Origin of the sequence: Haematobacter missouriensis (genome assembly GCF_000740775.1) — a bacterium.
In the GTDB taxonomy this organism is placed as follows: domain Bacteria; phylum Pseudomonadota; class Alphaproteobacteria; order Rhodobacterales; family Rhodobacteraceae; genus Haematobacter; species Haematobacter missouriensis.
Genome location: NZ_JFGS01000004.1, coordinates 83504 through 97344, shown reverse-complemented (window position 1 = coordinate 97344; position 13841 = coordinate 83504). Strand labels below are relative to the sequence as shown.

The 13841-nt window shown below is 67.2% G+C and carries 10 protein-coding genes; 6 read left to right on the top strand and 4 right to left on the bottom strand.

Going from position 1 to position 13841, the window contains the following annotated elements:
- The first annotated feature begins 207 nt into the window (after positions 1-207).
- From CG51_RS06110 to cysE, 5 genes are all read left to right on the top strand, one after another.
- Positions 208-1062, top strand: a complete 855-nt coding sequence (locus tag CG51_RS06110) for a DUF2163 domain-containing protein (protein ID WP_035743172.1) — start codon at positions 208-210, stop codon at positions 1060-1062.
- Complete coding sequence (locus tag CG51_RS06105) at positions 1059-1556, top strand: C40 family peptidase (RefSeq protein WP_035743170.1); 498 nt, start codon at positions 1059-1061, stop codon at positions 1554-1556. The genes CG51_RS06110 and CG51_RS06105 overlap by 4 nt, the downstream gene beginning before the upstream one ends.
- On the top strand, positions 1556-5413 hold the full coding sequence (locus tag CG51_RS06100; protein ID WP_035743169.1) for a baseplate multidomain protein megatron: 3858 nt from the start codon (positions 1556-1558) through the stop codon (positions 5411-5413). The genes CG51_RS06105 and CG51_RS06100 overlap by 1 nt, the downstream gene beginning before the upstream one ends.
- A 71-nt stretch (positions 5414-5484) precedes the next feature.
- Positions 5485-6189, top strand: a complete 705-nt coding sequence (locus CG51_RS06095) for a DUF2793 domain-containing protein (protein ID WP_158212514.1) — start codon at positions 5485-5487, stop codon at positions 6187-6189.
- Between the two features lie 63 nt (positions 6190-6252).
- The gene (gene cysE, locus CG51_RS06090; protein WP_035743167.1) at positions 6253-7059 is read left to right on the top strand and encodes a serine O-acetyltransferase; all 807 of its coding nucleotides are present in this window, start codon (positions 6253-6255) and stop codon (positions 7057-7059) included.
- A gap of 1050 nt (positions 7060-8109) precedes the next feature.
- Here cysE and CG51_RS06085 read toward each other — a convergent pair.
- The 4 genes from CG51_RS06085 to gap form a co-directional block, all read right to left on the bottom strand.
- Positions 8110-9081 carry a DUF2927 domain-containing protein gene (locus tag CG51_RS06085; RefSeq protein ID WP_035743165.1) on the bottom strand — a complete coding sequence of 324 codons (972 nt, stop codon included), beginning with the start codon at positions 9079-9081 and terminating at the stop codon, positions 8110-8112.
- A gap of 1 nt (position 9082) precedes the next feature.
- A complete protein-coding gene (locus CG51_RS06080; protein ID WP_035743162.1) occupies positions 9083-10276 on the bottom strand; it encodes a toxic anion resistance protein in 1194 nt (397 codons plus the stop codon).
- Between the two features lie 33 nt (positions 10277-10309).
- Positions 10310-11212 (bottom strand): 5-bromo-4-chloroindolyl phosphate hydrolysis family protein, encoded by a 903-nt coding sequence (locus tag CG51_RS06075; RefSeq protein WP_035743159.1) that lies wholly within the window; start codon positions 11210-11212, stop codon positions 10310-10312.
- Positions 11213-11497: 285 nt separating this feature from the next.
- Positions 11498-12499, bottom strand: a complete 1002-nt coding sequence (gene gap, locus CG51_RS06070) for a type I glyceraldehyde-3-phosphate dehydrogenase (RefSeq protein WP_035743156.1) — start codon at positions 12497-12499, stop codon at positions 11498-11500.
- Between the two features lie 218 nt (positions 12500-12717).
- Between gap and CG51_RS06065 the strand changes: the two genes are divergently transcribed.
- Positions 12718-13725, top strand: coding sequence for a DUF808 domain-containing protein (locus CG51_RS06065; protein WP_035743154.1), 1008 nt, complete (start codon positions 12718-12720; stop codon positions 13723-13725).
- Positions 13726-13841: the final 116 nt, after the last annotated feature.

The following is a 13841-nucleotide window of genomic DNA, read 5'->3' as shown; positions in this document are numbered from 1 at the left end:
CGCGGGACCCGGCTGGCAGCAGGCCCTTGGGCAATGGACCTCGATGCGGAGAGCGGTCCGATACGGAGAGCGGTCCGATGTGGAGGGCCAACCACACAACGGCGTGGCCCGAACCAGCAGAAGGCCCGTGGGCAAGATGCCTTGGTGCGAGGGGCGCCCCGGTGCGGGGGGCCCGCCGCACACTGGCGGAGGGAGAGGGGAGATGACATGAGCAGCAGCACGCTTCAGGCCCATCTGGAGACCGGGGCGACCACCGTCTGCCGCTGCTGGGCGGTGGAACGGCGGGACGGGGTCCGCATGGGATTCACCGACCACGATACAGACCTGAGCTTCGACGGGATCCTGTTCCGCGCCGCGACCGGTATGACCGCCGCGCAGCTTGAGCAGGTGACGGGGCTGGCCGTGGACAACACCGCCGCCTCCGGCGCACTCACCGCGCAAGGGATCACGGAGGAGGACATTGCCGCAGGCCGCTATGACGGGGCGGAGGTCCGGTCATGGCTGGTCAACTGGGCCGATGTGGGCCAGCGCGCCTTGCGTTTCCGGGGGGAGATCGGAGAGATCCGGCGCGGCGCCGGTGCGTTCGAGGCGGAGTTGCGCGGGCTTGCCGACCGGCTCAACCAGCGGGGCGGGCGCGCGATCCAGCGAGGCTGCACCGCGCGGCTGGGGGATGCGGCCTGTGGCATCGACCTTGGCGATCCGCGCTATGGCTGCGAGGGGGTTGTTCTCTCGGTGACGGGCGCGCGCGTCGTCCAGCTTGGCGATGCGCTGGGCGGCCATCCCGCCCGCTGGTTCGAACGCGGAAGCCTCACCGTCCTTTCGGGCGCGGCCTCGGGGCTGGTCGGGCTGGTGAAGATTCAGGCGGGCGGACAGGTGGAGCTCTGGCAGGAGCTGCGCGCGCCGCTTCAACCCGGTGACAGGGTGCGGCTCACGGCGGGCTGTGACAAGCGGCTTCACACCTGCGGCGGCAAATTTGGCAATACGCTGAATTTCCGAGGCTTTCCGCATGTACCGGGGGAGGACTGGCTCGTCGCTTCGCCCGCCCGGAGGATGGGGCGATGAGGGGGGATGTCGTCGCCGCCGCGCGGCTGTGGCTGGGCACGCCCTATCGCCATCAGGCCTCCTGTCGTGGGGCGGGCGCGGATTGCCTCGGCCTGATCCGGGGGGTCTGGCGCGATCTGTGCGGGCCGGAGCCTGAAGCGCCCCCCGCCTATACCCCCGACTGGGGGGAGACGGGGCGGCATGAGGTGCTCTGGTCCGCCGCCACCCGCCACCTTATTCCGCTTGCCGCCAACCCACTTGATGCCAGCCCGCTTGGCAGCGGCCTACTTGCCACGGGCCTGCAGGAACCGGGCCTGCCGGAACCGGGCGACGTGCTGCTTTTCCGCCTGCGCACGGGCGGCATCGCCAAACATCTGGGCATCGCCGCCGAAACCGGCGCGGCACCCACATTCATCCATGCCTACAGCGGCCATGCCGTCGTCGAAAGCCCGCTCTCCGAGCCCTGGGCGCGGCGCATCGTGGCGCGGTTCGGCTATCCGAAGGGAACGATCTGATGGCAACCATAATGCTGGGCGCGGTCGGCGCATCGCTGGGCGGCGCGATGGGTGGCACGGTCATGGGGCTGACCGGGGCGGTCGCCGGGCGGGCGCTGGGCGCGACGGTGGGACGCGTCATCGACCAGCGGCTGCTGGGCGCGGGGTCAGAGACGGTGGAGCACGGCCGCATAGAGCGGTTCCGGGTCACCGGGGCGAGCGAGGGCGCGCCCCTGCCGCTGGTCTTCGGCCGGATGCGGATCGGCGGGCAGGTGATCTGGGCCTCTCCCTTCACCGAACACGCCAGTTCGGCGCGGGGCGGCAAGGGCGGCGCCGGGCCGGAGGTGCGGCAGTATTCCTATACCGTGAGCCTTGCCATCGCGCTCTGCGAAGGGGTCATCACCGACATCGGCCGGATCTGGGCCGATGGGGTGGAGATCGCGCGGAACAGCGTCACGCTCCGCCTTTACCGCGGCGATGACGCGCAGCTTCCCGACGCGCGCATCGTGGCGGAGGAGGGGGCGGAGAACGCGCCCGCCTATCGCGGCACCGCCTATGTGGTGATCGAGGATCTGGCGCTCGACCGGTTCGGTAACCGGGTGCCGCAATTCAGCTTCGAGGTGATGCGCCCCGCGCAGGGCGTACCGGAGGCGGAGGGCGGCATCGGCGCGGTCACGCGGGCCGTGGCGCTCATCCCCGGCACCGGGGAATATGCGCTGGCCACCACGCCCGCCGTCTTTTCCGACAGGCTGGGGCGGAACCGGGTCGCGAACGTGAACTCACCCGCAGGCGTTACGGATTTCAGGGCCTCTCTCGACCAGATGGGGCGGGAGCTGCCGAAGGTCGGCTCCGTGTCGCTGGTCGTCTCCTGGTTCGGGACGGACCTGCGCTGCGGCGACTGCACGATCAGCCCGAAGGTGGAGCAGGTCACGGCGGAGGCGGCGCAGCCCTGGCGGGTGAGCGGCCTTGCCCGCCGCAACGCGGAGGTGGTCGCGACGCGAGAGGGCCGCCCCGTCTATGGCGGCACGCCTTCCGACGGCTCGGTGATCGAGGCGCTGACCGCGCTCGCCCAGGCGGGGAAGCGGGCGGTGTTCTACCCCTTCATCCTCATGGAGCAGCTTCGGGGCAATGCCCGACCCGACCCATGGGGCGGCAGCGAGCAACCCGCCCTGCCGTGGCGGGGGCGGATCACGCTGTCGCGCGCGCCGGGCGAGGTCGGCTCTCCCTTCGGCACCATTGCTGCCAAGGCGGAGGTTGCGCGGTTCTTCGGCTCCGCGCGGGTGGAGGATTTCACTGCGACCGGCACGACCATCGTCTATACCGGTCCGCCGGAGTGGTCCTATCGACGGTTCATCCTGCATTACGCGCATCTCTGCGCGCTGGCGGGAGGGGTGGATGCGTTCTGCATCGGCTCCGAGATGGTGGCGCTGACGGCCATCCGCGACGCGGGGGGCTTTCCCGCCGTGGCGGAGCTTTGCCGTCTGGCCGCGGATGTCCGCGCGATCCTGCCGGACGCGAAGATCGGCTATGCTGCGGATTGGAGCGAGTATTTCGGCACGACCGACCCGGAGGGCAACCGCTGGTTCCACCTCGACCCGCTCTGGGCCCACCCGGCGATCGACTTCATCGGGATCGACAACTACATGCCCCTCTCCGACTGGCGCGACGGCAGCGGCCATGCGGATGCGGCAGCGGGAACCATCCATGATCTTGACTACCTGACCGCGAATGTCGCGGGCGGCGAGGGCTACGACTGGTATTACGCGACGCCGGAGGATCGCGCGGCCCAACGGCGCATCCCGATCACCGATGGTGAGGGGGAACCGTGGATCTGGCGCTACAAGGACATCCTAAACTGGTGGAGCAATCCGCATCACGACCGGGTGGGCGGTGCCCGGCAGGCGGCGGCGAGCCCGTGGGTGCCGATGTCGAAGCCCATATGGTTCACCGAGATCGGCTGCGCCGCCGTGGACAAGGGCACGAACGAGCCCAACAAGTTCCTTGATCCGAAGTCCTCCGAATCCGCGCTGCCGCATTTCTCGACCGGGGCGCGGGACGACCTGATCCAGATGCAGTATCTGCGTGCGCTGGCCCGGTATTGGAGCGATCCCGCGGCCAACCCCGTCTCGCCGCATTATGGCGGGCCAATGGTGGATATGGCGCGGGCGCATGTCTGGGCGTGGGATGCGCGGCCTTGGCCCGCCTTTCCGCAGGCCACCGATGTCTGGAGCGATGGTGAAAACCACGCCCGCGGCCACTGGATCACCGGGCGGACGGCGGCGCAGCCGCTTGGCGCCGTGGTGGCGGAGATTTGTGCGCGGGCGGGGGTGGGCGATGTGGATGTCGCGCGTCTGCACGGGCTGGTGCGCGGTCTTTCCCTGACGGAGCAGACCGCTCGGGGGGCGTTGCAGGCGCTGATGCTGGCCTATGGCGTGGATGCGGCGGAGCGGGACGGGCGTCTTGTCTTCAGCCGCCGGGGCGCGGAGGCGGTGCGGGTGATCGATGCCGACGCGATCATTGCGCAGGACGGCGGCGATGTGCAGCAGGAGCGCGCGGGCGCAACCGAAATCCCGCCCCGCCTCCGCATCGGCCATATCGACGCCGAGGCCGATTACGAGGCGCGGAGCGTGGAGGTCACCCATCCCGGCGAGGAAGGCGATGCCGTCTCGGAAACCGAACTCCCGCTCGCCCTCACGGCGGGAGAGGCGGTGGCGATTGCCGAACGCTGGCTGGCGGAGACGCGGGTGGCGCGGGATACCGCGCGCTTTGTCCTGCCGCCCTCCGCCGGGATCGGCGCGGGGGAGGTGGTGCGGCTGGAGGCAGGCGGCGCGCGGGGTCTTTACCGCATCGACCGGCTGGCGGAGGGACATGGCGCGGAGGTGGAGGCCGTGCGGGTTGAGCCTGCGCTCTATTCCGCACCGCCGGTGGAGGAACCGCCCGCGAAGCCGCGCCCCTTTGTACCGCCCGCACCCGTGGCCGCGCTGTTTCTGGACCTGCCGCTGCTCTCCGGCGCGGAGGTTCCGCACGCGCCACATCTTGCCGTCACCGCCAGCCCCTGGCCGGGCGACATCGCGGTGCTGGATGCGCCAACGGACAGCGGCTACCGGCTGAACGGCAATGTGGAGCGCGCGGCTGTGATTGGCGAGACGCTGGAGCCGCTCGGCGCGCGCCATCCGGGGTTGTGGGACAGGGGGCGGCTCCGCGTCCGCATGTCGGGGGCGCTGTCATCGGCGGAGCGGCTCTCCGTCCTGAGCGGCGCGAATGCGGCTGCGGTGGGGGATGGCTCGCCCGATGGATGGGAGGTGATCCAGTTCGCCACCGCGACGCTGACCGCGCCCGACACCTACGAGCTGACCCATCTGCTGCGCGGGCAGGCCGGGACGGAGCGGGAGGGCCATGTCTGGCCTGCAGGAAGCCGGTTCGTGCTGCTCGACCACCGTGTGGGGCAGATCGCGCTCGACCCCGCCCGTCGCGGGATGGAGCGGCATTACCGGATCGGCCCTGCGGGACTGGCTTATGACGACCCGGCCTTTGTCCATCTCACGGCGGCCTTCCGGGGGGTGGGTCTGCGCCCCTACCGGCCCGTGCACCTGCGGATGCGACCGGAGGGGGGCGATCTGGCCTTCCGTTGGATCCGCCGCAGCCGGCTGGACGGCGACGACTGGGAGAGCCGCGACATCCCGCTTGGCGAGACGCGGGAGGCCTATCTCCTCCGGGTCATCGGCGCTTCGGGCGTCATGCGGGAGGCGGAGACCACCATGCCGGAGTGGCGCTACAGCGCCCAGATGCGCGCGGCCGACGGCCCCGCGCTCCGGCTGGAGGTCGCGCAACTGTCCGACCGCTTCGGTCCCGGCCCGTTTGCCAGCCTGACAATCTGACCACCCCGCCCGATCCGAACATCCTGACTGACCTGACCACCCCGCCTGAGATTCCAACGATGGAGACGATGATGACCGAGACACCGACCCTTCGCCTGCCGCTGATCGCGCCCGGTCAGGCCCAGAAACATGTCACCGTGAACGAGGCGCTGGCCCGGATCGATGCGCTCTGTCAGCTTACGCTCCGCTCCATCACGGGGGGTGAGCCGCAGATGCCGGATGAGGGCGCGGCCTATGGTGTGCCCGCGGGAGCCACCGGCGGCTGGGCGGGCGCCGCGGGGAAGGTCGCGCTCCGGCTGAACGGCGGGTGGGAGTTCCTGATGCCGCGCGCGGGATGGCGTGCCTTCGTGGCGGACGAGGGGGCGGAGCGGCTGCATGACGGGCAGGGATGGCGTGCGGGGTTGCTGGCAAGCTCTCCCAATGGCGCGGGGCCGGTATGGCGGGTCGCGGAGATCGACCATGTCGTCACGCCGGGGGCAAGCAACCTGACAACCCCGCTGATCCCGAGCCACGCCACCGTCTTCGGCGTGACTGCGCGGGTGCTGGAGCCGCTCACCGGTACGCTTGCCTCATGGAAGCTGGGTGAGTCGGACGGGGTGGATCGTTATGGCTCCGAGCTTGGCACCGGCGCGGGATCCTGGGCGATGGGACCGACTGCGCCGGCCCCCCGCTGGGCGGCCACGCGGCTGCTGCTGACCGCGGCAGGGGGTAATTTTTCTGGCGGAAAGGTGCGTATCGCGGCACATTTTCTGGAATTGACCCTCCCGGCGGCCTGATCCTTCTTTCCGACCTGCCAATTGCGCCCTATCTCGGCTAGACTGAGGAAAACGGAGGGCGTCATGGCGCAGGTGAAAGCAACGGTGGCCGAGGTCGATCCCGTCTGGTCGCGTATTTGCACCGAGGCGCATGAAGCCGTCGAGCGGGAACCGCTGCTCGGCGGCCTGATCCATTCGAGCGTGCTGCATCATGCCTCGCTGGAGCGGGCGCTGGCCTACCGGTTTTCGCTGAAGCTGGCCTCGGGCGAGATGTCGGAGCAAATCCTGCGCGAGATCGCGGATGAGGCCCATGTCGCTGACCCTTCCCTTGCTCAGGCCGCGCGGATCGATGTGGTGGCGGTTTTCGAGCGCGATCCCGCCTGCCACAGCTTTCTTCAGCCGCTGCTGTTCTTCAAGGGCTATCAGGCGTTGCAGGCCTATCGGATCGGCCACTGGCTCTGGCAGCAGGGGCGGCGCGACATGGCCTATTTCGTGCAGACCCGCGTGTCAGAGGTTTTCGGCGTGGACATTCATCCCGCCGCGCGGATCGGGCGGGGCGTGATGATCGATCACGCGCATTCCATCGTGATCGGCGAGACCGCAGTGGTGGGGGACAACGTCTCCATGCTCCATTCGGTGACGCTGGGCGGAACCGGCAAGGCGGACGGCGACCGTCACCCGAAGATCGGCGACGGCGTGCTGATCGGCGCGGGAGCCAAGGTTCTTGGCAATATCCGCGTGGGCAACTGCTCCCGTATCGCCGCGGGTTCGGTGGTTCTGGCCGATGTGCCGCGGAACTCCACCGTGGCGGGCGTGCCGGCGCGGGTGGTCGGGGAGGCGGGGTGTCTGCATCCCTCTATCCTGATGGACCAGATGATCGAAGGCGACTGACAACCGAGGGCAGGTTGGCAGGGGCAGGCGCGGGCGTGAAGGTTGCGCCCGTGTCCTTCCGTAAGGGGCGGAGCGTTGACGGGGCGCATGACCGGGTGTGGCAGACTCCCGAGCGTCCCTTGGAACTGCATGCAGGCCACCTTGACCGCCGGGGTGTCCCGAGATCGTCGGCCAAGCTTGTTGCCTCCGGCAGATCCGAGAGATTGTGACGGAGAGGCTCTCCTGTTGCGCCGCTGCCCTTGAGGGAGCGGGGGCTTGCTTGACCCGCTCGCCATAATCCGCGGTCCGCGGATTCGCGTCGGGGCCGAGGGTTCAGTCCCGGGTTGGAGCGGGCCATATTGGCGACGAAACCTCTGTGGCTCTGCTCTTCACGTTCTGGCGACTCCGGAGGACGAGGGCTGCTCGGGGCTTTGAGCGTTCGGGCGACGTTGTCGTGAGCAGGGACAAGTCGGGGGTTCGCGGGGACTGTCGGCCCGGAATCAAGGTAAAGTCGTCGAGATGTGGACGCGGGTGCTTACGGCTGTCCTGACAAAATCTTGAAAAAGCTACGAAATGTGTCGTTTTGACCGATGGATGGTTATCCCCATGATCCGGGACTCGAGATGGGGCGGAATGATCCGGAATGTGTCTCTCTCCCGCTGATCGGATTGCGAGCGATTTCTGCTACCGCAGGCCCGAGAGCTTTTTCCCGCAGCGAATGCGCCGGTCTTAGCGGGTTGCCTTGAGCCGACTTTTGCCGTTGCGTCAGGCGGCTGAGGTGCTGCAATCTCCTCGCAGTCCTCGCAGTCCTCGCAGTCCTCGCAGTCCTCGCAGTCCTCGCAGTCCTCGCAGTCCTCGCAGTCCTCGCCAACCTTGCCGACTCCGCAGACCTCGCGGTCCCCGCAGACCTTGCCGACTTTGCCGACCCCGCAGACCTTGCCGACCTCGCGGTCCCCGCAGATCTGGCAGATCCGGGAGACCTTGCCGACCCCGCAGCCACGTCAGAGGCGCTGGTCCGGCAACTCCTGCCGGCAAGGGTCGCCGGGACACTGGAGCTTTAGACCCGGGGCTTCAGACCGAGGTTTCTCCCATCAGTTCCCGCGCGATCTCCTCCACTATGGGACGGGCTTCCTCCGGGGTCATTCCGGGGCGTAGCCGAGGGTCGTAGAGGATGCGCAACATCATTTCGTCCTGCCGGGTCAGCAGGGCAAATTCCTCGTCATCGTTGAAGATCGACGGCCGCGCCTGCGGGCTGTCGTTCACAAGCCCCATGGCCTGCGCCAGCTCCTCATGCACGCAGGAACGGCGGAGGAGGTCGGGATGTTCCGCCCGTATCAGCGCAAGGGCCTGACGGTAGGTGGACTGACCCCGCTCGGAAAACGCATAGGCAAAGCAGAAGGTCGCGCGATCCAGATCGGTGACGGAGCGGATATCGGCGCCGCTGATCCCTGGAACCAAGCGGGCAAGGCGCTCTCCCATGGCGCGTCTCTCATCCTCATTCACAATGAAAACATGGAAATTCGCATGTTCGGGCCGGGTCATCGTCAGGGGCACGCCGGTGAGCAGCGACAGGCGCATGGCGTAGCCCGCCACCATCGTACTGTCTCGTTCCCGCTGGGGTCGCGGAACGGAGGCGCCGAACTCGACGCTCATGCGGATTGGCTTGTCCCAACGGCGTAGCACGCTCGGCGTGACACGAGCCACGCGAGTACCGCCCGGCAACGTGGTATATTCATCGTAAAGGGCGATGCGGATGAAATTTTCGGCCAGAATGCGCGCGTCGAACGGCGTGTCCACACCGCCGCCATCCATCCGCATCAGGCCCTGCGAGAGCAGGTCGTTCTGGACGCGGGCATAATATTGCACCAGCGCCTCACTTTCCGCGCTTCGCGGCGTAACGGCTACGGGAGCTTCCACGGGGCGCGGCTTCGGACGTGCATGCGCCTGCGGGGCGGTCAGGACATCCGAAGGCGGCTTCGCACAGGCGGCCAGCAGGAGGAGGAGCGCCGGGAGAAGACCGCGGCGCAGCAGGGGAGCCAGCATTTCAACCCTTCGGGACTGCGCCGCCCGCCGTGGCGCCCAGACCGTCGCCCCGTGACTTGGCGGAGGCGAGCGTCTCGCGCAGTTCAATTTCCATCTTCTCCAGATCGGCCTCCGCCGCAGCGCGCTTGGCCTTGCCGTCATCGGCGATCTGAAGGCTTTCATTGATGGTCGCGATCAGTTCTGCATTGGCCTTCTTCACCGCTTCGATGTCAAAGACGCCGCGCTCCATCTCCGTGCGGACGACCTTGTTGGCCTCGCGCAGGTTCTCCGCGTTCTTGGTCAGCAGTTCGTTGGTTAGGTCGTTGGCTTCCTTCACAGCGGTCGCCGCCTCGCGCGAGCGCTGGATGGTGACCGCCTGCGCAAGCTGCGTCTCCCACAACGGCACGGTGTTGACGAGGGTGGAGTTGATCTTGGTTACCAGAGACTTGTCATTCTCCTGCACCAGCCGGATGGAGGGGAGGGACTGCATCGTTACCTGGCGGGTCAGTTTCAGGTCATGCACCCGGCGTTCCAGATCGTCCCGCGCGGCGCGCAGATCGCGGAGTTCCTGCGCACGGAGCACCTTCTGATCCTCCGCCGCCGCTTCCACCCGATGTTCGGCGGCAGGAACGTCGGTCGTGTCGATCTCCGCCAGCTTCGCTTCCCCCGCCGCGATATAGAGCGCGAGCTCGTCGTAGAAGGTCAGCGTGCGTTCATAGAGGATGTCGAGCGACTTGATGTCCTTCAGGAGCTTGTGCTCATGCGTCAGCAACTGGTCCGTCACGCGGTCGATCTGGCCCTGCACGTCTTCATACCGGGCGACGAACTTGGCGAAGGGGGTGGCGCGGCCCATCAGCTTCTCCCACCAGCTCCGCTCCCGGCGCATGTCGAGTTCGGAGACGGAGAAGCCGCGGATCGTGGTCACGATCTCCCGCAGGCTGTCCCCGGCGGGGCCGACATCCTTGTTGCGGACATCGGCCAGCATGGACTGGCTGATCTCCTGCAGCCCGGCCTGAGCGCGGGAGCCGAAACCGATGATCGACTGGGTGTTCGACATGTCGAGTTCGGCCATGCGCTTGCGGATCTGATCCTGCAGCTCCGGACGGGCCTGTTCGAGCGCGGGAACCTCCGGCGCGGGCGGGGGCAGCGTCACCTCCACCACGTCGTTCAGTTCCTTCTGGGTGTCGGTCGCCTGACGGCGGACGCTTTCGGCCATGTGCTTCTCCCTCGTCAGTCTGTCGGTATCGTTTCAGTCGGTCTTGACGCCTTCACGCTGGAGCCGCTCACGCAGCACGTCAATCTCCACGTCGAGATCGGTCCTGTCGTTGAGCAGCAGATCCTGCGTCCGGCTGGAAAAGTTGGTTTCCAGATCGTCCAGCAACGCCTCATAGGCCGATCGGGCCGACGGGTCGCGGTTCTGGGCATAGAGATCGGCGAACTTGACGGTCGCGTCCCGCGCGCCGAGCAGATAGACGCCGAGGTAACGGCGCGAACCCGTCAGGTCGCGGGGGTCGGCCTCCACCCGGCGGAACATGGCGCGGGCGGTCTCCGCGAAACGGTCCACACGCGATTCCAGCCTTCGATCGCCCGCACGCTTTATCGCGTCCTTCATGTCGCGGAGATGGCTCTCCGCCTCGTCCACGGCGCGGGCGACGCGGTCGCCCTCGAACCGGTCGATGCCGGTCATCCCCTTGTCGCGCATGGGATCGGGACCGAAAGCGAAGAAATGCAGTGCAAAGCCCAGCACGGCGAAGATGGCCGGGTTGACGATGCTTCCCCCGGGGGCGTAGCCGCCAAGAAACAGGCCCGCCGCAGTCAGTACGCTGCCGAAGAGCTTGCGCGGGATTGCGGGGCGGCGGGCAATGTTGCGCGCCTCATATGCCTCCTCCGCCACCAGGCCCTGATGGGTGAGCCAGGCGGCAAGTTCCAGCACCCCGAAGGCCGCCAAGCCAAGAGCCATGCCCACAGGCTCCTTGCCGAACGCGGTCAGCAGGAACAGCACGGGGGCGAGAAACAGGAAATTCGCCCGACCTCCCGCACGACGCCTGCGGCGGCGCGGCGGGATGGTGCGTGACGGGGCAGAACCTTCCGGACGGGGCGTGTCAGCGCCGTCGCCACCGGGGCTGTAAGGGCCGCGATACCTTTCCGCCATCAGGCAGGCCCTGCGCCTGCCGTGGCCACGTAGAACATGAGCGCCACCAGCAGGAAGAAGGCGATTCTGCGCAGCCCGTCCTTGCCCATTGCGGTCCTTGCCGTAGCCCCGAAAAACGCTCGTGAGGAGAGGATAGGCCAGCGGCTGCGATATTTCCAGTGTTGTGGCAGAGTTTCCGGGACTGTGGTCAGAAAGTCCGCACCCCCTGGGCAAGATCATGCGTTCGCAATGGCAAAGGCCCGCCGCATCGCGCGACGGGCCTGTTTTCAGTCGGTTAGCGGAAAGTCAGATCAGCCGGCCCATAGCCGCCGCGACATCGGCCATCCGGCAGGAGAAGCCCCATTCGTTGTCATACCATGCCAACACCCGCACGGTGCGCTTGCCCACCACCTTGGTCTGATCCGGTGCGAAGATGGAGGAGTATTCCGTGTGATTGAAGTCGATGGAGACCTTCATCTCCGGGTCATAGGCGAGCACGCGACCGATGGGGCCCTGAACGGCCTCGCGGACGATCTCGTTCACATCCTCGACCGTCACGTCCTTCTTCGCCTCGAAGGTCAGGTCAACGCAGGAGACGTTGGGCGTCGGCACGCGGAGGGCGGTGCCGTCAAGCCTGCCGGCGAGATCGGGCAGAACCTCTCCGATCGCTTTCGCCGCGCCGGTGGAGGTCGGGATGATCGCCATGGCGGCGGCGCGGGCGCGGTAGAGATCCTTGTGGCGGCGGTCCAGCGTCGGCTGATCGCCGGTATAGGAGTGGATGGTGGTCATGATGCCACGCTCGATGCCGATGGCGTCGTTCAGCACCTTCGCTACCGGAGCGAGGCAATTGGTCGTGCAGGAGCCGTTGGAGACGACAAGATCGCTTGTCGTCAGAACACCGTCGTTCACGCCGAAGACGATGGTCCGGTCGGCTTTCTTCGCCGGGGCGGACACGAGCACCCGCTTCGCCCCCCGCTCCAGGTGGACGGCGGCCTTGTCACGGTCGTTGAACTTGCCGGAGCATTCGAGCACCACGTCCACGCCCGTCCAGTCCAGCTCCTCCGGGTTGTAGGTGGACATCACCTCGATCGGGCCCTGGCCCAGATCCATCGTGTCACCCTCCACTTTCACCAGCCCGGGAAAGCGGCCATGGACGCTGTCATAACGGATCAGATGCGCGGCGGTGTCGATCGGCCCGGTCGCGTTCATCCTGACGACCTTCACATCGTTGCGCGCGCTTTGCGCAAGGTGGGACAATGTGCAGCGGCCGATGCGACCGAAACCGTTGATGCCGAGGGTGATCGTCATGGAATGCTCCGTCGCGGGGAATGGGATCGTCCGAAAGTATCGGAATTGGGCACCAATATAGGCTTGATCCGTTCAGCCTGAAAGCCGAAACCCGCGATACTCCAATATGTTAGCGCAATCTCTGAAAGTTAGCGCAAACGCTTGCGCCAACAGCCGGACATCCTTGCGACATTCGGTCGCGACGCTAGTTCTGCCCTGATACGGGGAGTGGATTCAAGATGAGTGGATTGCTGGCACTGCTGGATGACGTGGCCGCCATCGCCAAGGTGGCCGCGGCTTCGCTGGACGATGTGGCCGGGCAGGCGGCACGGGCGGGCGCAAAGGCGGCGGGCGCGGTGATCGACGATGCTGCGGTCGCGCCGAAATACGTCCAGGGCTTTGCGCCGCAGCGGGAGCTGCCCATCGTGGGCAAGATCGCCATGGGGTCGCTCGTCAACAAGCTGGTGATCCTGCTGCCGCTGGCACTCCTGCTCTCCACATTCGCGCCCTGGGCGATCACGCCGCTGCTCATGCTGGGTGGGGCCTATCTGTGTTTCGAGGGCGCGGAGAAGGTCCACCACTGGCTGTTCCCGTCCGAGGATCACGGCACGGAGGCCGCGGTTTCTGTTGCGGCGGGTCAGGACGGAGCGCGCTTGCTGGAGGAGGCGCGGGTGAAAGGCGCCATCAAGACCGACTTCATCCTCTCTGCGGAAATCATGACCATCGCGCTTGCCGCCATTCCGCCGGAGAGCCTGTGGATGGAGGCGCTGATACTCGCCATCGTCGGCATCATGATCACCGCCGTGGTTTATGGCGGCGTGGCGATCATCGTGAAGATGGATGACATCGGCCTGTCGCTCAGCCGCTATGAGGGGTTCACGGGTGCATCGGGCATCGTGCGCGCGCTGGGGCGCGGGCTGGTCAGGGGGATGCCAGTCTTCATGAAGCTTTTGACCATCGTCGGCACCGCGGCGATGATCTGGGTGGGCGGCTCCATCGTCATCCACGGGCTGGAGAGCTTCGGACTCGGCGTGATCGGGCACGAGATCGAGGATATGGCTGATGCCGCCGCCGATGCGATCGAGGAGACGGGGACGATTCACAGCGCGACCCACTGGATCGTCACGGCGCTTTTCGATGGGATCTTCGGGCTGGCGCTGGGATTTGTCCTGATCCCGCTGGCAAAATATGTGATCACGCCGGTGGCGGGGCTGTTCCGCAAGACCGCGCCGGAGGCCGGCCATTGATTGTGAACGACGGCGACCTGAGGAATGCTGTGGCCTGAAGGGGAAGTCACCTGAGGAGGACGGTCACCCGGATAGGATGGCGACCTGAGGAGGGGAGGACAGCGCCTTGCATCTGT